General features: G+C 54.3%; 19 protein-coding genes. 14 read left to right on the top strand and 5 right to left on the bottom strand.

The window, feature by feature from the left end; all coding sequences use genetic code 11:
- The first annotated feature begins 81 nt into the window (after positions 1-81).
- The gene (locus LA756_RS21100) at positions 82-621 is read left to right on the top strand and encodes a non-canonical purine NTP pyrophosphatase (RefSeq protein WP_261362053.1); all 540 of its coding nucleotides are present in this window, start codon (positions 82-84) and stop codon (positions 619-621) included.
- Here LA756_RS21100 and LA756_RS21095 read toward each other — a convergent pair.
- Both LA756_RS21095 and LA756_RS21090 read right to left on the bottom strand, forming a co-directional pair.
- Complete coding sequence (locus tag LA756_RS21095; protein ID WP_224436702.1) at positions 618-1,313, bottom strand: hypothetical protein; 696 nt, start codon at positions 1,311-1,313, stop codon at positions 618-620. The two genes, LA756_RS21100 and LA756_RS21095, sit on opposite strands and share 4 nt — an antisense overlap.
- Before the next feature lie 17 nt (positions 1,314-1,330).
- Positions 1,331-2,080, bottom strand: coding sequence for a hypothetical protein (locus LA756_RS21090; RefSeq protein WP_224436701.1), 750 nt, complete (start codon positions 2,078-2,080; stop codon positions 1,331-1,333).
- Between the two features lie 34 nt (positions 2,081-2,114).
- On the opposite strand from LA756_RS21090, the gene LA756_RS21085 reads away from it, so the two are divergent.
- The 7 genes from LA756_RS21085 to LA756_RS21055 all read left to right on the top strand — a co-directional run bounded on the left by LA756_RS21085 (position 2,115) and on the right by LA756_RS21055 (position 11,054).
- Positions 2,115-3,491 carry a glycosyltransferase family 4 protein gene (locus tag LA756_RS21085; RefSeq protein WP_224436700.1) on the top strand — a complete coding sequence of 459 codons (1,377 nt, stop codon included), beginning with the start codon at positions 2,115-2,117 and terminating at the stop codon, positions 3,489-3,491.
- Between the two features lie 120 nt (positions 3,492-3,611).
- The gene (locus tag LA756_RS21080) at positions 3,612-4,916 is read left to right on the top strand and encodes a Glu/Leu/Phe/Val dehydrogenase (RefSeq protein ID WP_224436699.1); all 1,305 of its coding nucleotides are present in this window, start codon (positions 3,612-3,614) and stop codon (positions 4,914-4,916) included.
- A 99-nt stretch (positions 4,917-5,015) separates the two neighbouring features.
- Entirely contained in the window at positions 5,016-6,782 is a 1,767-nt protein-coding gene (locus tag LA756_RS21075) for a DUF885 family protein (RefSeq protein WP_224436698.1), read from the top strand.
- 90 nt (positions 6,783-6,872) lie between these two features.
- The gene (locus LA756_RS21070; protein WP_224436697.1) at positions 6,873-7,700 is read left to right on the top strand and encodes a DUF1295 domain-containing protein; all 828 of its coding nucleotides are present in this window, start codon (positions 6,873-6,875) and stop codon (positions 7,698-7,700) included.
- 8 nt (positions 7,701-7,708) lie between these two features.
- Positions 7,709-9,049: an NAD(P)/FAD-dependent oxidoreductase gene (locus LA756_RS21065; RefSeq protein WP_224436696.1), complete on the top strand. Its 1,341-nt coding sequence runs from the start codon at positions 7,709-7,711 to the stop codon at positions 9,047-9,049.
- Positions 8,971-9,762: a DUF1365 domain-containing protein gene (locus LA756_RS21060; RefSeq protein WP_224436695.1), complete on the top strand. Its 792-nt coding sequence runs from the start codon at positions 8,971-8,973 to the stop codon at positions 9,760-9,762. The genes LA756_RS21065 and LA756_RS21060 overlap by 79 nt, the downstream gene beginning before the upstream one ends.
- Positions 9,690-11,054: a cyclopropane-fatty-acyl-phospholipid synthase family protein gene (locus LA756_RS21055; RefSeq protein WP_224436694.1), complete on the top strand. Its 1,365-nt coding sequence runs from the start codon at positions 9,690-9,692 to the stop codon at positions 11,052-11,054. Before LA756_RS21060 ends, LA756_RS21055 begins: the two co-directional genes overlap by 73 nt.
- Here LA756_RS21055 and LA756_RS21050 read toward each other — a convergent pair.
- Together LA756_RS21050 and LA756_RS21045 are read right to left on the bottom strand one after the other, a co-directional pair.
- Complete coding sequence (locus LA756_RS21050; RefSeq protein WP_224436693.1) at positions 11,051-12,571, bottom strand: lipopolysaccharide biosynthesis protein; 1,521 nt, start codon at positions 12,569-12,571, stop codon at positions 11,051-11,053. The two genes, LA756_RS21055 and LA756_RS21050, sit on opposite strands and share 4 nt — an antisense overlap.
- A 51-nt stretch (positions 12,572-12,622) precedes the next feature.
- Positions 12,623-13,462, bottom strand: coding sequence for a glycosyltransferase family 2 protein (locus LA756_RS21045; RefSeq protein WP_224436692.1), 840 nt, complete (start codon positions 13,460-13,462; stop codon positions 12,623-12,625).
- A gap of 124 nt (positions 13,463-13,586) precedes the next feature.
- On the opposite strand from LA756_RS21045, the gene LA756_RS21040 reads away from it, so the two are divergent.
- Positions 13,587-14,402: a carbon-nitrogen hydrolase family protein gene (locus tag LA756_RS21040; protein WP_224436691.1), complete on the top strand. Its 816-nt coding sequence runs from the start codon at positions 13,587-13,589 to the stop codon at positions 14,400-14,402.
- Between the two features lie 672 nt (positions 14,403-15,074).
- Complete coding sequence (folK, locus tag LA756_RS21035) at positions 15,075-16,037, top strand: 2-amino-4-hydroxy-6-hydroxymethyldihydropteridine diphosphokinase (protein ID WP_224436690.1); 963 nt, start codon at positions 15,075-15,077, stop codon at positions 16,035-16,037.
- A gap of 3 nt (positions 16,038-16,040) precedes the next feature.
- Here the strand turns inward: folK and LA756_RS21030 are convergent, their stop codons facing one another.
- Positions 16,041-16,253 carry a DUF2007 domain-containing protein gene (locus LA756_RS21030; protein WP_224436689.1) on the bottom strand — a complete coding sequence of 71 codons (213 nt, stop codon included), beginning with the start codon at positions 16,251-16,253 and terminating at the stop codon, positions 16,041-16,043.
- Between the two features lie 146 nt (positions 16,254-16,399).
- Between LA756_RS21030 and LA756_RS21025 the strand changes: the two genes are divergently transcribed.
- The 4 genes from LA756_RS21025 to LA756_RS21010 all read left to right on the top strand — a co-directional run bounded on the left by LA756_RS21025 (position 16,400) and on the right by LA756_RS21010 (position 24,155).
- Complete coding sequence (locus tag LA756_RS21025; RefSeq protein ID WP_224436688.1) at positions 16,400-16,834, top strand: response regulator; 435 nt, start codon at positions 16,400-16,402, stop codon at positions 16,832-16,834.
- A 218-nt stretch (positions 16,835-17,052) separates the two neighbouring features.
- Entirely contained in the window at positions 17,053-19,311 is a 2,259-nt protein-coding gene (locus LA756_RS21020; RefSeq protein ID WP_224436687.1) for a triacylglycerol lipase, read from the top strand.
- Between the two features lie 373 nt (positions 19,312-19,684).
- The gene (locus LA756_RS21015) at positions 19,685-22,288 is read left to right on the top strand and encodes a PVC-type heme-binding CxxCH protein (protein ID WP_224436686.1); all 2,604 of its coding nucleotides are present in this window, start codon (positions 19,685-19,687) and stop codon (positions 22,286-22,288) included.
- A 97-nt stretch (positions 22,289-22,385) separates the two neighbouring features.
- A complete protein-coding gene (locus LA756_RS21010; RefSeq protein ID WP_224436685.1) occupies positions 22,386-24,155 on the top strand; it encodes a c-type cytochrome in 1,770 nt (589 codons plus the stop codon).
- Positions 24,156-24,161 lie beyond the last annotated feature (6 nt).

Here is a 24,161-nt window from a genome sequence, read left to right as displayed (position 1 = left end):
CTGATGCCGCACTCTCTTTCCCAGTGCGACGAACTAATCGTCGCGACGTCAAATCGTCATAAGCTCGAGGAACTTACCCAATTGCTAAAGCCATTGGGTGTTCCAATCCATGCATTACCGCAGAACCGGGACTGGGAGACGGTGCAAGAGGACGGTGAAACGCTTCAGGAGAACGCTCGGAAGAAGGCGAAGGGGTACGCCAAGCAGCTTCACGCGTGGGTTTTATCCGACGACACCGGTTTGGAAGTCGACGCGTTGAATGGTGCCCCTGGTGTTCGATCAGCACGCTATGCCGGAGACGATGCCAGCATGGCGATGAACCTGGCACTACTCGTTGAACATATGGTCGAAGTTCCTGATGACAAACGATCTGCTAGATTCGTTTGTCACTTGTGCCTAGCCGATCCCGAGGGGAACATCGCGTTAGAATCGACCGGAGAATGCCAAGGCAGCATCGGACGTCAACCAATCGGCGAGTTCGGTTTCGGGTACGACTCGATGTTCGTTCTCGACGATTGCAACCAAACGCTGGCAGAACTCAATCAAACTGAAACCGCGGAAGTTGGGCACCGGGGCGATGCGGCACGAGCTTTTATCGAAGCCTGGCAATTGCAGCGTTAGCCTTGTCGAGTAACCAACTGGCGTAAAGCTCGCAGAACATAGCGACGTCGCTTTTCGGTCAGCATCGATCCGATGTTGATATCGCCAGAGTCGCGATACAACGTAATCTGAGGTGACCGACTCTTACGGCCATTTGTCAGCGTCTCGTCGATTCCGGTGATCTCGCTCCATCGAAATCGCTTTGTTAAACCGATGGGGCCTACGCCGAAAAAGATCGTGCCGGCATCGTGGTCCATTTCATCCGACGCGATGACCATCCGCCCGATGCAGCTCATTAGAGCCATCGATCCGAACAGAATCGTTCCGAGCAAGAAGGGGATACCGAAGAGTGATCGCAGTAAGTCGAACTCTCCCTCGGCGATCTGACTGCCATATATTCCGCCGAGACTGAACCCTGACCAAACGCACATGAAAGGCACGAGAAACAGCGCCCCCCAGCTTCGCGTAGTCGTAGCGATCCGCCAACCCATTCCGTAGTTTTCGTAAGAAACACCCCCAGGCGGATCGTTGATGTTGAAGCTTGCGGAATCGGAATCTGTCCACCCACGCTGTTCCATCGCTGGTGGTGATATGCCGAGCAATTTCGAAATCTGAAAAGCTTCGTCGCAGCGGTAGCAAATGGCGATATCTTTCTCGACGTTCATTTGCCGAGTTGACAGATCAATATCGCAGTTGGGGCAAGTAAGCTTCACGGTGTCTATCTTGTTGGTTAACCGACCGGCAGGGCCAATTCGTCGTTTTCAGGATCAGGCGTCGCTTCAGGCGGCTGTGACGAAAGGACTACGACATATTCGGGGAACTTCTCAGTAAATTCATCAATCGCGACGATCGCTTCTCGACACGATTCGGATCGAGCCAGCAGCACTGCCGCGGCAAACGTTAACGCCACCATGCCGACAGTCGCCAGCCACACGTACCAGACCAGGAAGAAAAACGCGAACAACACGCCCACGGCCCCCAGCATGGCTGCTTTGCTGAGTAGTTGCTGCCAGTGGAGGACGCGATACTGCCGGGTCCCCATCCGTTGCATGAGCCAGGTACGACTGAACGCCGGAGGGATATTCGTTCGATAGACGTTTCCTTGGTAAACCCCATTGGGAATTTTCAAATTCCCGCACATCTGGGGGAACTCTTCCAGCAGCGCGTCGTCCTCGCGGTACATGTACTCGAGCCCGCCAAAGTAGGTATCTCCTTTGACATAGACGTCGGGATAGTGCTCTTCTTCTTCCAGAAAGCCTTTCAAATCAGCCGGCGGCTCTTCGTCGACAAACACGCTGACCGAGAAATCTCCGTCGCCATCGCAAAGAAACCAAATGATTTTCCCCTCTTCACGCATTGTCTCAGCGAACGAAAGAGGATCGTTCTCGAGCATCGTGTCTGCTTCTTCGGGAAGGTTTTCCGGCCAGAACATGACCATGTTCCCGCCATCGGTTCCGCCGTTGCCGTTGTACTGCGCCATCAGGTGCTATCGTTGCTGTCAAAACGTCTCGGAAATGGGCTTTTCCTTACTGTATCACAACGAAGCAGGCTCGGGAGTATCAGAAGGCTTACCACCCATAGGGCAGGCGAACTTCCCCCAGGTTCGTCTTGTCTCGATTCCGCAATTTAGCTATCAACTCGATCCGACCATTTCGGCTTCGGCCCCGGTCGACAAGACGAGACACCCAGGAACCATGCGGCGTGCCATGAAAATCGTGCAACTAATCTCCGGATTCGGCGTCAACGGGGCGATCATCCAGTGCCTGCGACTGGCCGAAGGCCTTGCGCGTCGCGGGCACGATGTAACCCTTGTAGGTCGCGACGATTCCTGGATTCAAGAGCAAGTCGAAGGCACCGGTATCCACTTTCTGCCTTCTGATCTTCGCCGCTGGCCGATGCACGACCTCAAAGAAATGGCTCGCTGGATCGAACACGAAAAGATCGACGTCGTTCATACGCACAACACCAGTGGACAGCTCTTCGGCATGATGCTGAAGATGTTTACCCGAGTTCCAGTCGTTGCTACTGCCCATCACACCAAAGTCCATGCCTACTGGATGTTCAAAGACTTCGTGATCGCCAATTCAGACCACACGCGAAGCATCGAAGTCAATTGGAATCGCGTACGCCCCCAAAACGTAGAAACGGTTCGGGCGCTGATCGATCACGCTCCGATTCCTGCCAACGCCGATCAGCTTCGCAATCGATGGCGAGAGGAAAACGGCTTTCGCGAAGACGATAAAGTGATCGGAATCGTCGGAGATGTCTGCCCACGTAAGAACCATCTCCTTCTTCTCAAAGCGATGCCCGAGATCCTGCGGCAAGTCCCCAACGCCAAAGTCGCCGTCGTTGGAAATCGCTGCCCGATCTACATTAAGCAAGTCCGCTCAACGGTCATTCGCATGGGTCTGCGAAACGAATTTCGCTTTATCAACTTCCAAGACGATATTCCCAGCGTAATGCGTGCGATTGATCTCTTGGTCGCCTGCCCTACCCAAGAAGCATTTGGTCTCACTCCTCCCGAAGCAATGGCCGCGTTTAAGCCGGTCGTTGCGACACGTGTCGGAGGTTTGGTCGAAAGCGTCGTCGATGGAGAAACAGGCTACCTCGTACCGAGTCAAAACGCCTCCGCACTGTCGGCCGCCATTGCGAAGGTCTTACGCAACGACGACCTGGCCGAGCAATTCGGCATGGCCGGTCGAGCTCGTTTCCTCGAAATGTTCGACAACCAGCGAAACGTCATTCGGCACGAAGAGATCTACACTGAAGTCGCCCGACGTGTTCTTCGCCGTGAAGTCGCCAAGCCCAGTCTGCCACCGACAGCAAAGCCCATTCGCTCGACGCCGACACTACCAACTGCCGGTGTCCCGCCAATGGTTTACCACCGCTAATACGCTTCTCGGCTTGCTTCGCCGCGACTACGAGCCGACAATAATAGTAACCCCATGCCACTTGCCTGTTGGCATCTGTGCGGATTCTCGTCCATTATGTCATCGCGAGGACTCTACCCGATGAACGCCCCAACGAATGTCGACCTCTTTTCCGGTGCCATTTCTCGCCTCGATAAAGCATTTCAATTTGCGGACATCGACGCCGAAGCACTTGAACGCTTAAAGCACCCCAAGCAAATTCTCCAAGTCTCGGTTCCTGTCCGCATGGACGATGGCTCGCTTCGCGTGTTTACTGGCTATCGTGTTCGTCATGACGATACTCGCGGCCCAACCAAAGGTGGCCTTCGTTATTCGCCTGGCGTGGACATCTCAGAAGTGAAAGCCCTCGCGTTCTGGATGACGTTCAAGTGCGCCGTGATGAACATCCCGTACGGCGGAGCCAAGGGTGGCATCTGTGTAAACGCGAAAGAACTTTCGCGTATGGAGCTCGAACGTCTTTCGCGAGGATTTATCGAGCAGATCGCCGACTTCATCGGGCCAGAAACCGATATCCCAGCCCCCGACATGTACACCAATGCGATGATCATGGGCTGGATGATGGATGAGTATTCCAAGATCCACCGTCGCCGCACGCCTGGAGTGATTACCGGCAAACCGATTCCACTCGGCGGCAGCCAAGGCCGTGACGATGCCACCGGCCGCGGCGCGTATTACTGCATCAAAGAACTCGAAAAGAAACGTGACTGGGTTCCCAAAGAAACCAAAGTCGCCATCCAGGGTTTCGGTAACGCAGGGCAGAGCATCGCCAAGCTGTTGCATGCCGACGGATACCAAGTTGTCGCCGTGAGTGATTCACGTGGCGGGATTTACAAGCCAGAAGGTTTCGACATTCCTAGCCTGGTTCAGATCAAAAACGAGTCGCGTCGACTGCAAGCCGTTTATTGCAGTGGATCGGTCTGCGAAGCCGTGGAAGCCAAATCGATCACGAATGAAGAACTGCTTGAACTGGATGTCGACATCCTCATTCCAGCAGCCTTAGAAAACGTCATCACCGCTTCCAACGCCAATAAGATCAAAGCTCCTGTCTTGATTGAAGTCGCCAACGGTCCAACAACCGGCGAGGCGGATGAGATCTTGAACGAAAAGGGCAAGTTGGTCGTCCCAGACATCTTGGCCAATGCTGGCGGAGTGACGGTCAGCTACTTCGAATGGGTTCAAAACCAACAAGGCTTTTACTGGAGCCTGGAAGAAGTTCAACAAAGACTTCACGCGATGATGTCACAAGAGTTCGGGCACGTTTACGACTGGATGGTCGAGAAGAAAATCGACATGCGTACGGCGGCCTATGCGGTTGCTCTTTCCCGTATTGGGGACGCAATTTCCTCGTTGGGTACGGTGCAGTACTTTTCGGACAACGATTCGTAATTTTGTACATTTACTAGGTTGGCGGGAAATCCAACGTCGTTCAGAATAGAGGCATCCCCTGGTTTGCCTTCATTTCTGAATCGCCTACAAGGATTTCCCATGCCGATGATTCGCTTGATCGTACTTGCCGCGCTGACGCTCGCGCTGCCAACTTCGCTTTCCGCGGAGGAAAATACCGCTTCGGCGCAGCTGCACCAGCTTTTCGAGGAAGATTGGCAGTGGCGTCTGAATAACTATCCCACGATGGGAACGTCCATTGGCGATCCACGCGGTAACGATAAGTGGACCGATCTCTCGCGCGAGGCAATCACTGAGCGCGATAAGCACCCGCACGAATTGCTGGAAAAGCTCAAGCAGATCGATGCAGGCCAACTGAATGGACAAGATCTTCTTTCGTACGAGCTGTTTGACTACAACGTTCGCCGAGCCATCGATGGGCAAAAGTATCCGACCGAGCTTTTGGCGATCGACCAACTCGGCGGTCCTCAGTTCGACTTGGCGTTCACTGCCGAGCAAATGCCGTTTCAAACGGTCGAGGATTATGAAAACTACATTGCCCGCTTGAATGCCTACCCTGCTTACTTGCAGCAAAACATTGCGTTGTTGAAAGAAGGCATCGAGAAACGCTGGGTTCAGCCAGCCGGCCCGCTTCGTAGTATTCCCAAACAAATCAGCGGCCAAGTGCTTGCGGACGCGACCGACAGTCCTCTCTACAAGCCATTTGTCGACTTCCCCGAAAGCATCTCGCAAGAGGAACAGCTACGCCTGAAAAAGCTAGGCAAAACGGCGATCGCGAACCAAGTCTTTCCAGCGATGCTGAACCTTAAGAAGTTCATCGAAGACGAGTATCTGCCGCAAGGTGACGAGATCATTGGTGCAGCCGCTTTGCCCAACGGCCGTGATTATTACGCCTACAAGTGCCGCTATTCGACAACGACCGATCTGACTCCCCAAGAGATTCATGAGATCGGCATGAGCGAGGTGAAGCGAATTCGTGGCGAAATGGAAAAAGTCATTCGCGAATCTGGTTTTGAAGGGAGCTTCGAAGAGTTCATTCAGTTTCTGAAAACCGATTCTCAGTTTTATTACACCGAAGCAGACGATCTGTTGCGTGGATACCGCGATATTGCAAAGCGTGTCGATGCCGAACTTCCCAAGCTGTTTGTCGAGTTGCCCCGCTTGCCGTACGGGGTGAAAGCGTTTCCCGACTACGAAGCACCTAATCAGACTTCGGCTCGCTATTACCCAGGATCGGCCGAAGCTGCCCGAGCAGGGTTCTTCATGGCAAACACTTATGCACTCGACAGTCGGCCGAAATACGAAATGGAGGCCCTTACGCTTCACGAGGCCTGCCCGGGACATCACCTGCAGATTGCCCGAGCCCAAGAGCTTACCGACTTGCCAATGTTCCGCCGCCAGGGACATTACACGGCCTTCGTGGAAGGCTGGGCCCTGTACGCGGAGTCTCTGGGGGAAGAGATGGGTTTCTATCAAACGCCGTACGACAAGTTTGGTCAGCTGACCTTCGAGATGTGGCGAGCTTGCCGCCTGGTCGTCGACACCGGCATTCACAACAAAGGTTGGAGTCGCTCGCAAGCCATTAAGTTCTTCAAAGAGAACAGCGGCAAAAGCGATCTGGAAGTGGCGGTCGAAGTCGATCGCTACATCGTTTGGCCAGGGCAAGCGCTCGCCTACAAAATTGGTGAGTTGCAGATCAAAAAACTGCGTGCTAAAGCAGAACAAGAATTGGGCGATCAGTTCGACCTTCGAGCGTTCCACAACGCGGTGCTCGACAACGGAGCGATTCCGCTTCCGGTCCTGGAACGTTTGATCGACCGCTGGATTGCCGAGCAAAAGAAGAGCTAAAAATCTTTCCGCCAAGCTGTTAAGGCCCGGAAATTGCTGCGGTACATGTCGCTAGGTTAAAAAACACCAACGACGTTCCGCAGCTTTTTCATGGACTTTTCCAACCTACTTCTGGTCAACGCCGCCGTCATTGCAGGGTGCATGTTCTCCCTTTGGCTGCTCAGTCTCTGGCTGAAAGATGCGAGTATTGTTGACCTGTTCTGGGGGTTCGGCTTTGTTGTCGTTGCCTGGGTCTCTTTGCTTTGTGTTCCATCACCGAAACCTCTTGCTTGGGTAACGACCATTCTGGTCACCATCTGGGGTTGTCGGCTGGCTGGTTATCTTTCTTGGCGAAACATCGGCAAGGGGGAAGACTCTCGCTACGCCGAAATGCGAGAAAAGCCAGGCAGAAACTTTGCGTTGTTCAGCCTGGTCGTGATCTTTGGTCTTCAGGGCGCGATCATGTGGGTCGTTTCTCTACCACTTCAAATAATGCCGACGCTCGACGGCCACTTTACTTCGCTCACGCCAGTTGGCTGGTTACTATGGTTGATCGGAATCAGCTTCGAGGCGATTGGTGATTATCAACTTGCCAGCTTCAAGAGCGATCCCAACAACAAAGGTAAAGTGCTCGACAAGGGGCTATGGCACTATACACGACACCCCAACTACTTTGGCGACTTCCTGGTTTGGTGGGGTTATTACGTGCTGGTGCTTTCCGCCGATCCTTCTGCCTGGTGGACAATCATCGGACCGGCTCTGATGACATTTTGCTTGCTTTGGTTCTCGGGGGTGGCTCACCTTGAAAAGAGAATTCAAACGCGGCGACCAGAATATGCGGACTATATACGCCGCACCAGTAGCTTCTTCCCATGGCCGCCGGCACCTAAGAAGTCGACCGAATCCTACTCGTCCCATTCCCACTCTCCTTCGGTTTAGGATCTGGAATGAATCGTCAGCGTATCGCGATCATCGGCGGAGGAATCAGCGGTAACCTTACCGCGCGGCTACTACACAGCGATCACGACGTCACTCTGTTCGAGTCCGCAGACTACCCCGGCGGACACAGCAATACTGTTACCTGTGAAGTGGACGGCAAGCCTTACGACGTCGACACTGGGTTCATGGTGTTCAACGAACGAACCTATCCAAACTTCTGCCGTATGCTGGAAATGCTGGACGTCCCGTCACAGGGCAGTGACATGAGCTTCAGCGTTCGCTGCGAAAAGAGTGGCTTGGAGTACCAAGGAAGTAGCCTGCGCGGCCTATTCCCCGCTTGGCGAAACGTTACGTCGCTTGGCTACTGGAAAATGCTTCGCGATATCCTCCGCTTCAATCGTCTTGGTACCGAGGCAGTCTCGAATGGAAGCCTCCGCGAAGGCGAAACAGTCGGCGAGTTCCTGGCGCGCTGCCGCGTCGGGAACATGTTTCGAGAAAAGTATCTCTTGCCGATGGCAGCCGCGATCTGGTCCGCCGATCCTGAACAAATCCTCGAATTCCCCGCCCAGTTCTTTCTTGGCTTTTGTGACAATCATGGTTTGATGGCGATCACCAACCGGCCTAAATGGAAGACGATCGTCGGTGGTTCGAAGTCGTACGTCCGAAAGCTGATTCAACCCCTGCGTGATCGGGTTCGTTTGAACTCGGCCGTAAAAAGTGTTTTACGGGACTCGGATCATGTTGCTGTGATTACCGAAGCGGACGAGGTTGAGCAGTTCGACCAGGTCATCTTCGCGACCCACGCCGATCAAACGTTGCGTATCCTGGCCAGTCCAACGCCGCAAGAGCAAGAGCTTCTGGGGCATTTCCCCTATCAGCCCAACGACGCTGTCCTGCATACCGATACCAGGCTAATGCCAACGCACCGTCATGCCTGGGCAAGCTGGAACTACTTCCTGCCAGATCAACATCAGACAACGGCCAGCGTGACGTACGACCTCTCACGTCTCCAAAACGTTCCGTCGCCGACACCTATTCTGTTGAGCTTGAACATTTCGGACCGAATCGACCCCCGAAAAGTCCTTCAGACGTTTAACTACGATCACCCGGCGTTTAACCGCCATTCCTACACTGCTCAAAAGCGTCTTCCCGAGATCCAAGGGCAGCATCGTACTTATTTCTGCGGTGCGTGGTGTGGCTATGGATTCCATGAAGATGGCGTGAAAAGTGCCTTGGCCGTGGCTGAATACTTTGGAAAGAACCTAGACGCATGCACAGCTGTTTGTACGAAGGAACGGTCTCCCACGCACGCTTCGGCCCCGTCGACCACCAGTTTAACTACCGCCTGACGATGGCTCAGTTCGACCTGGCGGAACTAGACGATGTCGTCGGACGCGGCAATGTGCTGTCGGATCACCGCTGGGCGTCGGTATCTTTTCCTCGCAATGCTCACCTTCAGGATCAGCAAGGTTCGCTTACGGAACGTGTTCAATCGTTAATCCTGGAACGCACGGGAAGCAGTTGCCGTGGCCCCATCCGATTGGTCACGCAACTGAGATACTTCGGCCACTACTTTAGCCCTCTCAATCTGTTCCTTGTTTTTCCCGACGAAACGTCCCACGTACCGCAGTACATTCTCGCTGAGGTTAACAACATTCCGTGGGGCGAGCAGCAAGTCTATCTTCTGCAGCCGCAGTGGGACGATGCCCAGCAGGCATGGACATGCCAACATGCCAAGCAGATGCATGTTTCACCGTTTATGCCCATGGATCATACGTACCGCTGGACGTTTCGTTCGTTCGACGAGCCGCTTGATGTCCGCCTGGAAAACTGGCAAGGAGATCGCCGTGTCTTTCATGCCGGTATGCAACTTGAAAAAAGACCGTTAGCTCGAAGCGTACTTCGACGGTTTATGTGGCGAATGCCCGCGATGAGCTTGAAAGTTGTCGCTGCAATTTACTTAGAAGCCTGGAAACTCTGGTGGAAACGATGTCCCATCTATCCTCATCCGCGAAAACTCGAAACAAGCCGACTGCCTGCTCGCGCGAGCGAAGCGTTGTAAACGAGTTGGCGATCGAGCATCCCGGGCTACGACTGCGCGAAGCGCTTCCCCAGGTTTCTTCGGGTCTCCATTGCTGGGTCGCTCGGCAATGTCGAAGCTTGCTTCATCGCACACTTGCGAAGATCGAAGCGGGGCACGTATTGATTATCGATCCACTGGGACAGCATCAATTCGGCCCCAGCCACGATGTCGAACTCCGGGCAGTCGTTCGCATCGACGATCTTCGCGTCTATCGACACATGATGCTGGGAGGAACGCTCGCCGCTGCGGAAGCTTACCTGGAAGGAAAGTGGGTATGTAGCGACCTGACGGCGCTGCTTCGTATCATGGGCCGGAACCTGGAGTCGTTAAAAGGGATCGAGCGGCGTGCTTCGTTCTGGCTCGCACCATGGCGAAATTGGGTGCAGTGGCAGACTCGCAACTCAAAGCATGGTAGCCGTAAAAACATCGCTGCCCATTACGATCTGAGCAACGAGTTCTTCCGACTGATGCTCGATCCGACAATGATGTACTCTTCCGGTATCTACAACCATCAGCATGCAACGCTGGAAGAAGCTTCCTTGGCAAAGCTTGATCGCATTTGCCGAAAACTCGATCTTAAACCAGGCAGCCGCGTGCTGGAAATCGGCACCGGTTGGGGTGGATTTGCCGAGTATGCTGCGAAGCACTACGGCTGCCACGTCACCACCACAACCATTTCACAGCAGCAGTTCCAATATGCATGTCAGCGAATTGAAGACGCAGGCCTGCAAGATCGCGTCACCCTATTGAAACGGGACTACCGCGACCTGACCGGCCAATTCGATCACGTCGTCAGTATTGAAATGATTGAAGCTGTCGGTCGCGATTACCTGGATACTTACTTCGAGAAGTGCAGTTCGCTACTAAAACCGGACGGGACGATGGCCCTGCAAGTCATTACCATTCCGGACGAACGTGTCGAAAGCTACTCACGCGGAGTCGACTTCATTCAGCGATACATCTTCCCCGGTGGCTTTTTGCCGTCCTATCATTTGATGGCAAAATCGCTTGCCCGTCGAACCGACATGCGTATTGTGCACTCCGAAGATTTTGGTCCACACTACGCGCGTACGTTGGCAGATTGGCGAGAGAATTTCCAGGAGAACTTGCCTCGTATTCGTGCGCTGGGCATGGACGAGTACTTCCTGCGAATGTGGGAATACTATCTGGCCTACTGCGAAGCGGGCTTCCACGAACGCCAGATCGGCGTCAGCCAATTGGTAATGGCCCGCCCCAAGCATCGTGGTGAATCCATTTTAGGCAGTCTTTAATCAACGACTGTGTGGATCTCTTCTTCTGCTTTCAGTCCGCGAAGTTGCCGCCAGAGCCAACGCACCTCGTTTCTTGCCAACACAACGTAAACGACAACCCCAGCGGCAATCTCTTCGACCAGCGTCAACGATACCGGATGATGCTCTTGGAGCAGTCCTACCAGGTACACAGCTGCTCCCATCACCACTGAAGAAGCCAACGAGGGGAACAGATATCGAAACGTTCGTGCTACGTCGACGCCCGAGTAATGAAAGCTAAACGCCAAATACGGCAGGCAGAAAAGCACCGTGAAAAGCATCACGGAAGAAGCGAGATTGATCGTAAACAATTGCGGGTCGCTGTAGGTGGTGAAGTAGTACGCAGACCCACACGCAACCGATAGAACAACGAAGTTGGCAAATGCCCCCAACGCCAGCAGATCGGCACGTCCGGCAGCGCTCATCAGACTGCCGGTAATATTGATCCAGCTTTGCGCGAGAATCATGAGCCCAAGCGTTGCCAAGATACCGCCCGATTCGTACCAGTCGCTGCCACCGAGAACCGGCATCAATTCGTCACCAACCATCATCATGCCGATGGAGCAGGGGGCCAACATGATTCCCACCATACGATAGAACGATCCAGCCAGGGCACTGAACGACTCTCGATTCCCCTTCGCCTGCGATAACGCCGGCAGCATTGCTGAAGTCACTGGAGAAGTCAGCAAATAGACCGGGCGAATCATCTGATTGTAGGCCTGGGTGTAATAGCCGATCCATTCATGACCGATGGCAGACGAACCAAAAACAACGCCCAGGATAATCTTGTCGAGGTTCTGCCCTACCGAAAAGAAAATCCCGCTGAGCGTATAGTATCCGCTGAACTCTAACAGGTTCCGAACGTCTGACATCGGAGCACATTTGCCTGGCCGCCATGGTTCAATCGCCCAGAACCCGATGTTCAGCACGATCAGCTCTGCATATTGCTGCACCACCAAAGCCCAGACACCCCAGCCGTTCCATGCCAAGACAATCGCGATCACGCCACTGACAATCAGCGACAACACGCGGACGATTGTCAGCCGGCCAAAGTGCAATTTCTTTTCCGCCAGCGATTTATGTTGTGAGTAACTGTTGTAGAGCAGTGCCGTCCCCGAAAGCGCAAGCCCGACCGGTAGCAAACGTTCCGCTTGAAACCAGTAAGAAAGCAACGGAGACATCGCCGCAAGCACCAGCGTGATAATCACTCCGGTAATGACTTGATACCAAAAGAGGGTCGTCGCTTGTTCGTCCGTCAAACCTTTCTTTTGGACGGTCGCGATGTCCATGCCCAGCGAACCGAACGCACGCACCATCAACGTGATCGGCATGAACATTCCGAGCAGACCGAATTCAATCGGCGAGACAAGCCGATAAAGCTCGGCGAGCACCACAAGCGAGATGATCTGCCCCGCGATCTGCCCAATCATCGTCAGCCGCGTCGCGCGTTGCGTCTTGCGGATCAAGTCCGCGTCGACAGTCGCGGACGCTTGATTCACCGACGGGGCATCATTCATGGGCAGGGAAAGAGGGGAATGTGGTGGTTAGGTTTAATAGCGGATCGCACACCACAAGGCTCGGATGCCATCTTTCCATCCGATCTTTTTCCCCTCTTCAAACGTGCGGGGGAAGTAACGAATCGGAACTTCGCGGATACGCAGCCCTTTTCGACGAGCCAGCTTCGCGGTGATCTCTGGCTCGACGCCAAATCGCTTCTCTCGCAGCGTCGGGGCGATCTCTTGAATAACCTCGCGGCGGAACACCTTATAACAGGTTTCCATATCGGTGAGCAGTAGATTGGTGAACAAGTTCGACCACAGCGTGACCAGCTTGTTCGCCATATAGTGACGCACGCGCGGGACGTTACGTTGGCCGGTGATGAAACGGCTGCCGTAAACGGCGTCGACTCCTTCACAGATAATCGGCTGAAGCAAAGCACGATAGTCTTTCGGCGTGTACTCTAAGTCGGCGTCTTGGATGATCACCGCATCGCCGGTCGCTTCTTTGAATCCGGTTGCCAGCGCGGCCCCTTTGCCCTGATTCTTTTCATGCAGAATGATCTTCAAATCGGGCTGATCACGCAGCGATTCCAGCAGATCGCGCGTTCCGTCGGTGCTGCCGTCGTCGACCAAAATGATTTCACACTTGAAACCACACTGGCGAACTGCTGCAATAACTTGCTGCAGAGAATTCACTTCGTTGAAAATCGGGACCACGACCGACAACAAGAAGTCACGTGGGATCTCGTAGATCGCCAGTCGATAGCAAGCCGCCTCCCCAAGGAGCTGGTGGAGAAATTCCACCCGGCGGGGCTCACCCATGGAGGCCTCCAGCATGGTGTGCTGCAAACGCGACAATTCATCCTGCTCGTTTTCGGAATGAATACTCATTGGGCTCAGGCAATTCCGAGAAATAATGGTGGCACGAACCCGAAGAGGGCCACGTCAGCCACCCAAGTCCGTGTACAAGTATAGTGCACATCGCGAAAAAAACGAACCTTGGAGACCCCCTCAGATGATCCCGCCATACGTCGTCGCCGCCCTACAAATGGATTCTGGGGCGGAAAAATCGGCCAATTTGGAACAAGCGGAATCGATGATCGTTGATGCCGCCGAACAGGGGGCGAAGCTGATCGTCCTTCCCGAGCTGTTTCCCTTTCTCGGAAAAGTCTCGCAGCTACGCGAAAATGCCGAATCGACGGATGGCCCCATCCTGAAACGAATGCGCGAGCTGGCCATCCAACACGAGATCGTGCTATGCGCCGGAAGTCTTGCGATCGCCGATAGCGACGATCCTGAAAAAGTGATCAACCGAAGTGTTTTGTTTGGTCCTCTTGGTCAAACGTTAGCCACCTACGACAAGATTCATTGCTTCGATATCAACTTGCCAGATGTGCAAGTCATCGAATCCAATTACGTGCGCGCCGGCAGTCAACTTTCGGTCGCCTCGACACCGCTCGGGCATGTCGGCCAAGCGATTTGCTACGATTTGCGATTTCCCGAAATTTTTCGTCGGCTGACGGAAGACGGGATGCAAGTCTGCGTTTTACCAGCGGCATTTACGGACAAGACCGGTCAAGCCCACTGGGAAGTTCTTGCGCGTGCACGCGCTATTGAAAATCAAATTTATGTCATTGCGGCCAATCAATGTGGTCTTTATGCAGATTCGATCCAGTGCTACGGGAACTCGATGATCATCGACCCATGGGGGAAAGTTCTTTCGCGAGCCGGCAGCCGCGAACCAGGCATCGTTTATGCCGAGATCGACTTAGCAGCTCAGCGTAAGATTCGTACGGAATTACCCGCACTTTCGCATCGCCGCATGGCCTAAACGCTGTTTCTATTACCGATCATTTTACTGACTAAACACGAACGTGTTTTGCAATACACCTGCATTAATACTGCACTAACTTTTCAGCACTAAAATTGACGCAATAAAATCTGCGCAAGATAGGCAGGACTTCTTCAAAGAAAAATCGTCGACAAAATCAAGCGCGAATCGCGATGTGAAAAAAAGATTTACATGGTTGCTTGACAACTCGGCGCCGCTTCGCAAAATTAGTCCCTATGTTGATTGGAACCAAGAGACGCTAATCGCGTCTTAAACACCTCTCTTCTCCTCCAAAGCCTGTGTTATTCGTTGCAGATTGGTCGTTCTGACCTGACGGTTCCCGGCTCGCATACAAGACATCCCATGGGATCGTTGCGCGCTCGGCACTGACTGTAACTTCAACAGGCGAAGCGGCATTGGCGGATGCCTGGTGATGAGAAACCAGAGGTCATATGAGATCAGCGAGAGATTTGCTTTCCGGCAAAGGGAATTGTCACAATAGGTTGGCGTACTCTCTGCTAAAAAAGTTTGAAGGGCGACGACTGAATGGAGCGACGCGCGACAGACTCTCGAGTCTGTTTACGGAGATCCCTTCATGCTTTTTTTAGTCTCCCAATCAACACTCCATCCTTCCGGTTCACCCGAAGTTCCCGCGTGCGAAAAGACTGACTTGTGCCCAATATCCTGATTGCCCTGGGCGCTAACCTGGGAGATCGCGGCGAAACACTTCAGCAGGCAATCGAACAACTCGCGGCGATGCCCGAGCTGACCCTTCTGGCTCAAAGTGAATTGCTTGTCACCAAGCCTGTCGGTGGACCAAGCGGACAGCCCGATTTTCTCAATTCGGCTGCGAAATTTTCCACCGAACTCACTCCCGAAGAAGTTCATCAGCGGCTGATCGACGTCGAGCAGAACCATGGACGCGTTCGTGTTCAACGCTGGGGTGCTCGCAAGCTGGATCTCGATTTGCTTCTGTACGACGAGCAGCTCATCAATACGGCGCAACTTACCGTGCCGCATCCCCGTATGAGCTTTCGCCGATTCGTAATGCAGCCGGCCGCTGAAGTCGCCGCCGAGATGCGCCATCCTGATCTGAACACCACGATCGGCGAGATCTGGCAGCATCTTTCGCAAAGCCCACCGGTCGTTGAAATCGCTGCTCTTCCTGGTCCGGCGGTCAAACAGCTTTGCGATTCGGTACAGAGCGAACTAGGGGAATCCTTTGTATCGTGTGCTAATTTCTCTTGGGCCTCGTCCTCGTCGAAAGAGGCACTCCTGCAATCGGCGCGAAAAGCTGCTGATACCTCGGCAATCGATCGCAGCCTTCCCCCCGGCAACGGCGTCACCATTTTGCCCTGGTGGTATGGTCTCGCAAGTATCCTTCAGCAAGCCACCGTACCTAAGATCGATCCCGCATTTGCGCCACGCTTGACGATTTACTGGAACCGTCCCGACAACACCTTTGGCGACACCGAAAAGAACTGGTGGTCGCAAGAAGAAAAAAACGGCCTGCAAGCTCAACTTGCTCAGGCCGTTCAAGAGAATGTTCGTACACCTCGGCTCTGGCTGGATGGCAACGACTTGCCGTCGGCAGTCACCGAAGCAGCCGCCGCTATTCAGGCCATGCAGGGCTAACGCTTAGTCAGCGTGATGTTCGCTGAGAAACGCTTCCGCTTCTGCTTTCTTTTCGCTAGGCACTAAAATTCGGATCGCCAGGACTCCAGTAAGTCCACCTTGATGGTCGTTATCAAGGGCACACGGAATTCCTTCCGCTTTCAGCGCGTTTTGAATGATAGTTGCTTCCTCGTGACTCTGGCACGTGCGTACGGCCACAAAATCGACATCTTCCATAAGACCGTTACTCCGACATCTGAAGGCTTGCTCAATGGGGTGCGGGCTCCCACAAACGGAACGCACATAACATGTAATTGTAACCTAGGTTTCTTCCGGAAACGCATTCCATTTCAATGATTCTCGGGGGCAACAGGATCTTTACCATGGCGAACCGCAAGCTCAAAACGGTGATTCTCGACGACGATGGTGGCATCGTCCGTTTGGTCAAGACAATACTCCGAGGTGCCTTTGGCAACGAATTGGAACTTTACGACTTCACCGATGTCCACGAAGCACAGAAGTGGATCTCGACCAATTGCTGCGATCTGTTGATCAGCGATATCGAGATGCCTGAAATCAACGGACTGGACATGTTGGTTTTCGCGAAACAGCGTAACGCGTGGACTCAAGTCGTTTTTCTGACAGGGCAGTCCAGCTGGATGCATGTCACCCAGGCGGTTGAAAACGGTGCATCCGACTTCCTGCTGAAACCGATCAATCGCCAGGAACTTTGCAACATTGTTCAGCAGCACATCGAACGTGCCGCTCGTTGGCAATCCGCCTTGTTCCCCAAGCAAACAGCCCCAGCCGGAGCCTAGTTCGCTCCGCCGGAACAGGCATAAAACAAACATTCGCTATCACCCGAAATGTTTCGGGTGATATTTCTTGCTTGCGCAACGACATTTAGCTGCGCAGACCTTTTCGGTGAGGTAGTCTTTCGCGGCGAAATCTGGATTGGATTTCCCTTCGTGCGCATGTTGTAACGGATAGCGTGCCGCGACAAACTCCCCACCCAATGTTGCAGGAAGCGAATCTCGTGGTCCGCTGGAAGCCGACATTTACCACACTTTGCGCTGCGATACTGCTGCTTCAGTTCGCTTCTGGCTGCGCACTCTGCAAAAAAGGACGCTGGCGCGATCCGCAGATGGTAGCTCCGTGCCCGGAAGCTAACCCGAAATCGCAATATCCCTTTGGTATTTGGTGGAATCCGTGCGAAGTCACGTCGATCGACGCCGTCGAACTCGACCATCTTGAATTCGAAGTCGAGGAACTTTCCGCCGGCAACCATCACAGCGTCGTTCAGCTGTGTGCATTCGATCTTGAACTAGAAGCCCCGGCCAACGCGACTTCTAATTCCACGTCAAAAGACATCGTTGATACCGCTACCGAAGAAGTCGTGACAACTCGCGGCGAATCGATCACCGGACGTCCCATCGGTCGGAATTCGAGCATGCCGAATTTACTCGATCACGGCGGCGAACGAATCGAAACGCCGGTCACGCGTCGCGCGCCGATGGAAGTGTTTTCCGAGCCTGAGAACATCGGCCCCGAATTCTTCCAAAGCGAACTCGGTGAAGGAGAAATACTTTACATGCCGGGAATGCCTGGCATGCCGGTCGTCGAAGAGAGCGTTCAGCAGTCAGAACCAATTGACGTTCAATTGCGAAAAGCCGAATCGTACTATGCCATGGCCGTCGATGCGGACAAGCAACTCGACGAGTCGGCCATGAATATGTATCTCGACGCCGCAATCGCAGCCTATCAATACATGCAATCGGTGCCGCCTCAGCCTGAGACTTCCAAAGGGACTCAGCGAGCCTGGCAGGTTTATCATTCATCGCTGGCCCGACTGATCTTCATCGCCGACAAAGCAGGCTTCATTGATAAAGAGTGCGGCATCAAACTGCCGGTCAATGGCGGCTATAAGATTGTCGAATTTGAATACGTCAACTTCCAACGCACCTCTGAAGACTTCGATCGCTGGCACATCGTCGGCGACTACAAATCGAAGTACTTGCTGACCGAACATCGTTCGCCGGGCCTTGGTGTGCCGATGGTCTGTATTCGTGAACGCAAGAAGGCGGACAAGTGGTTCCCACCGGAAGTTCCTTTCGCGGTTACCGGTATATTGCGACCCGAGAGCGAACTGTCGTTATACGATGCCACGACGGAGGCCTTTACTCCGGAAGGAACGCATGTTGAACAAGTCGTTGCCAAGCTGGAACTGTACGACCCACGTTCTTCAGGCGATGTCGAATTCAATTGCCGCCAGGTACCGCTGGCCAAAGACACCACGGCTCCCTATGCATACCTGTTGAGCGAAACGCGCGGCGAATCGAAGCTCAAAGCGATGCATCCCTATAAAAACATGGAAGATCGCGGGCTATTCATTCTCGAACCGCACCGCAAAGGAAAGATCCCTGTCGTCTTCGTACATGGGCTTCTCTCGGCACCCTACACATGGGCGGGGATTGCCAACGAAATCGACAGCAATCCTGACTTGGCGGCCCGGTACGAAGTTTGGGCATTTCACTATCCGACCGGCGCACCGTTCCTGGAGACCGCGGCCGTTCTGCGTGATCAGCTCGATCAGATCGTTCGAGAGATGGACCCTAGCGGTTTTGATCGTGATCTTCGCAACATGGTCCTCGTCGGGCACAGCATGGGTGGTCTCGTCGCGAAACTTCAAGCGACCGACAGCGGCAACACCCTTTGGGAGCATGCCGCCTTCCAGCCGCTTAGCTCGCTCGACGCGCCTGACAAGATGAAGGATTACCTTCGCGACCAGTTTTACTTTACGCACTCGCCCAACGTCGGCAGGCTCGTCTTCATCGGGACGCCCCATCAAGGAACAACGCACCTATCGGCTAAAACAGGGCATGTCTCGTCGACGCTGGTTCACCAAGATCCTTGCCTCCACGATGCCCACAAGCAGTTGATTCAAGACAACCCGGCCGCGTTCCGCAAAGAGTTCCGCCACCGCGTGCCGATCAGTCTCGATTTGATCTCTCCGAAAAGCCTCCTGCTGACGGGCATCTATCGCTTGCCGATTGCTCCGCACATTCCTGCCCATACCATTCTGGGCAACGGATGGTGGTCGATTCACGATGGCCAAAACGATACGATCGTGCCAGTTTCAAGTGCGCGGCTACCCGGCGTACAAACAGAAATTATGGTCAATTCGCTACACACGCACCTCAATCGAGACGCCGGCACGGTGTGTGAAGTGCTGCGAATCCTACGCGTTCACGGTACCCGTCCAGCGTTCGCAGGCCAAAACAGCTTGAACCGTTAAACAGCGTTCAAAAATCGGTTTCGACGGCATCTCCGCAAAGAGCCGTAAGAAAATTAAAAGTTTGCGTCGCCCCTAGATAGAAACAACGCCGTGTTAACGTCGGATTTTCCCACGCTCTTGTCCGATTGCTCCCAATATGTCGGAATTTGACAAGCTTCGCTCCCATGGAAAAGCTTCCAACCGACTTCAAGCCGCGTTTATAATCAGAAGGCTTGATGCACCGCTGTGACGCTTAACAGCGTCGCTAAGGGTACCTCAAGCAACCTACCTGGTTTGTTGGCAAAGCGACATGGGCCCTCTGCTCGTAGTTGCGACTGCCCCCGCCCTGCTCGAAACACTCATGTCTCGGTTACTTTTGAATCACAGGAACATCATGATTCGACCATCGTGTGCTGCGGCCCTGCTATTGGGCCTGTGCGTCTCGCTGATCTCTTCCGATGCCCGCGCGGAAGCCAAGCTGGAACTGAAGAAGGGAGACAAAATTGTCTACATCGGCAATACGCTTGCCGAGCGGATGCAATACTTCCCGCACTTTGAAACCCGACTTCAGGCTCGCTTCCCTGAACTCAACCTGGTCGTTCGCGATCTCGGTTGGTCGGCCGACGAAATCACCCTGCGTCCGCGCAGCAAAGACTTCAACGACCACGGCCACAAATTGGAAGATCACAAGCCAGACGTGATCATGGCGTTCTTCGGCTTCAACGAATCGTTCGCCGGTGAAGCCGGTTTGGAGAAGTTCGAGAAAGACCTCGAAAAGTTCATCGCCGACACCAAAGCCACCAAGTACGACGGCAAGAGCCCAACCCTGGTACTCGTTTCGCCGATCCCTCACGAAGACCTTCGTTCCCGCTTCCTACCGACCGGCGAGAAGAACAACGAGAACATCGCTCTTTACGCCGAAGCCATGCACCGCTTGGCTGACAAGCACGATGTCGTCTATGCCGACGTTTTCGCACCCATGCTGGAACCTATGGCAGGCGAGAGCGATCTGACCATCAACGGCGTTCACATGAACGACGCCGGTTACGAGGTCTTCGGCAAAGTCCTGGACGAAGCCCTCTTCGGTGCCGCCCCTCAGTACAAGACCGAACTGGCTACCCTGTATCCTGAAGTGAAAGAGAAGGACTTGCAGTTCTTCTACGATCACCGTGCGGTCAATGGTTTCTATATCTATGGTGGCCGTAAGAATCCATTCGGCGTGGTTAACTTCCCTGCCGAATTCGCCAAGCTGCGCAAGATGATCGACAACCGCGATCAGCGTATCTGGAAAGTTGCCAACGGCGAAACGGTTCCTGCCGAAGTCGACGACAGCAACACCGGCGATTTCACCGACATCGAAACCAACGTCAATCGCCCCGTCGATATCTTCTCGCCCGAGGCGGAAGCCAAAACCTTTTCGCTTCCAGAAGGCTACGAAATCAATCTGTTCGCATCGGAAGTTGAATTCCCAGAACTGGAAAACCCTGTGCAGTTGGCCTTCGACGCCAAAGGCCGTCTTTGGGTGACCACCATGGAAAGCTATCCGATGTACTTGCCTGGCACGCCACCAGACGACAAAGTCCTCATCTTTGAAGACACCGACGGCGACGGTAAAGCCGACAAGCAAACCGTCTTCGCCGATGGCCTGCACATTCCGACCGGGATCGAACTGGGCGACGGCGGAGCCTATGTTGCTCAGCAGCCGAACTTAATGTTCCTGGAAGATAAAGATGGCGACGACAAAGCGGACGAACGAACAATGGTTCTGCATGGGTTCGATTCGGCCGACTCGCATCACTCGATCAGCGCCTTCACGTGGGGACCTGGCGGGGCATTGTACTTCCAGGAAGGCACCTTCCACCATTCGCAAGTCGAAACCCCTTACGGCCCGGAACGTCTCGCCAATGCAGGCATCTTCCGTTACGAACCGCTGACCGAAAAGCTCGACATCTTCGTTTCGTACGGCTTCGCCAACCCTTGGGGGCATACGTTCGATGACTGGGGCCAAAACTACGTTGCCGACGCATCCGGCGGGGCCAACTACTTTGGTACCGCATTCAGTGGCGACGTCGTTTACCCGCAGAAGCATGGCCGTATGGAGCAGTTCCTGAAAAAGCAGTGGCGTCCAACCGCTGGCTGCGAACTGGTCTCCAGCCGTAACTTCCCTGAATCGGCACAAGGCAATTACCTGCTGAACAACTGCATCGGCTTCCAAGGTATCCTGCAGTACAAAGTCAAAGACCAAGGCAGCGGTGTGCACGCCGATCCTGTCGATCCGTTGCTGGTCTCGAAAGACACCAGCTTCCGTCCCGTCGACATCCAGTTCGGCCCTGACGGTGCCCTTTACATCGTCGACTGGTACAACCCACTGGTCGGTCACATGCAGCACTCGCTGCGTGATCCGAAGCGTGACAAGCACCACGGTCGTATCTGGCGCATTCGTTACACCGGCAACGACTTGGTCAAAGCTCCGAAGATCGACGGTGCTTCGATTGAAGAACTGCTCGACCTCTTGAAGGAACCAGAGTACCGTACGCGTTATCGCGTTCGTCGCGAACTACGCAAGTATGACGGCGAGAAAGTCAACGCCGCCATCGAAACCTGGTTGGCAGGCCTCGACAAGAACGACTCCATGAACAACCACCACATGTTGGAAGCGTTGTGGGTCAAGCAAAACCTGGACCTGGTCGATGTCGAACTCCTCAAGCGAATGCTGACCGATGGCGACTTCCGTGCTCGGGCAGCTGCCACGCGTGTGCTGTGCTATTGGCGTGACCGTGTGCCCGGTTCGCTCGATCTGCTGGAAGCCCAAGTGAACGACGAAAATCCTCGCGTTCGCCTGGAAGCGATCCGAGCACTTAGCTTCTTCGAAGGCGAAGATGTCGAACGTGCCCAGGAGATCGCACTCCAGTCGCTGCTGTACGATCAAGACTACTACTTGGAGTACACCCTGAAAGAAACCTTGGCAACGCTCGAAAAGCGTGCCAAGCAGGGCTAATGCTCTACCGTTGATCGATGACAAGGAAGAGTCATCCTCGTAAGGGGGTGACTCTTTTTTTCGATAGACCTCCCGCCTTCCTACGGAACATTTGAAGATGTTGAATCGATTCTTTCTCCTGGGTTGCTTCCTCGTGGCCAGCGTTTTGCTTGCGGCTCCCCAGACTGCTTCGGCTCAAGGGGCGACCGATGCGATGGTTCGCCTGCTGCAAAGTGGCAAGCTGCCGGAATCGCGTGTCGGTACCGTCGTCGGCATGATTGCCGAGCGCGGAAACGCCGAAAACCTCGGCATCCTTTTTCAGGAAGCCACCAAGCCCGATGGCTTCAGTCCGGCGCTTCAAAAGGAAGCCCTCAGTGCATTGAAGAAAGCAAGCGAAAGCCGCAACCTGGTTCCTGCCGGGGATCTTTCCGCGGTGAGCGATCTGATTGCCAGCGATCAAGCTGCCACCAAGACACTCGGCATTCAGCTTGCCGGTCTTTGGAAAGTGGAAGCCACCGCCGATACGCTTGCCGCAATCGCGTTGAACAATGATCAACCATTGAAACTCCGCCGCCTGGCGATCGATTCCTTAATCGAAACCGGCAGTGACAAAACGGCCGCCACCGTTGCCAAGCTGACCGATGAAAGCCAGCCTCTTTCGATTCGCTATCTTGGTGTTTCCGCACTGGCGAACATCGATATCCAGAAAGCAGCCGAAGCGGCCGCCAAAGTGCTTACGTCGGCGGATACTTCCACCGATCCTGCCGACATGATCGATGCGTTTCTGGCCGACACCAAAGGCCCGGACGCTCTTGCCAATGCGTTGGCCGGGAAAGAACTCGACGGCGACGTCGCGAAGATGTGCCTCCGCCAGATGTACTCGGTCGGACGATCCGATCAGTCGTTGGTCGACATCCTGAGTACGGCCGCGGGGATCGACAACAACCCAGATCCGCTCACCGACGATCAGCTTCAAGCACTCGTCGCCAAAGTCCTCGACCAAGGCGATCCGGCCCGAGGCGAAGAAGTTTTTCGTCGCAAAGAACTGAGCTGCCTGAAGTGTCACGCGATCAGTGGTGCCGGCGGTCAAATCGGACCTGACCTCAGCCCCGTGGGTGCCACCAGCCCAGTCGACTACGTGATCAACTCGATTCTCTTTCCTGAGATGGCGGTCAAAGAGGCGTACATCATGAAGTCGATTGTCGACTTCGACGGCAAGATGCATCAAGGGATTGTCGCCGACGAAAACGACGACCGTACGATCTTAAAAGACGCCAACGGTAACGAGATCATCATTCCGGCCGACGACATCGATCTGGAAAAGGAAGGGGGGTCGCTCATGCCCAAGGGCCTCGCCAACTTCCTGACCGAAGAAGAATTCCTTGATCTTGTTGCCTATGTCGCCGAGCTCGGCAAGCCTGGTCCTTACGGCATTCGTAGCGAACCGACCATCCAGCGATGGCGTGCTTTGCTGGAAGTCCCCGAGTCGCTGCAAGGAGAAGCGAATCCTTCCACCGGCGAATTTGAATCGCAGATTCTCGGACTTGAACCAGACGCCTGGCTGCCCGTTTATGGCAAAGTGAACGGCGAATTGCCGCTCGCCGATCTAAGCGAGATCGATAGCCCTGTCTTGTTCCTGCAAGCCGAGATTGAAGTGGTTGACGGTGGCGAGATCGGGATCTCGATGAATGAGACGAAAGGAGTCACGGCCTGGATCGTCGACGATGAATTCCCTGCCGCGGAAGAAATCAAAACGGATATCTTGCCCGGCCGACATAAGGTGACTTTCCGCCTGGACAAACGCCAATTCCCCGGCCAGTCGTTCCGCGCCGTTGTCACCAAACCGGCCGACTCCACGGCACAGTACACCGTCGTCGGCGGAAGCTAACGGGGT

Source organism: Bremerella sp. TYQ1, from assembly GCF_020150455.1.
Lineage (GTDB): Bacteria > Planctomycetota > Planctomycetia > Pirellulales > Pirellulaceae > Bremerella > Bremerella volcania_A.
The sequence above is the reverse complement of the archived record's forward strand: the minus strand, read 5'-3'. Positions and strand labels throughout refer to the sequence as shown.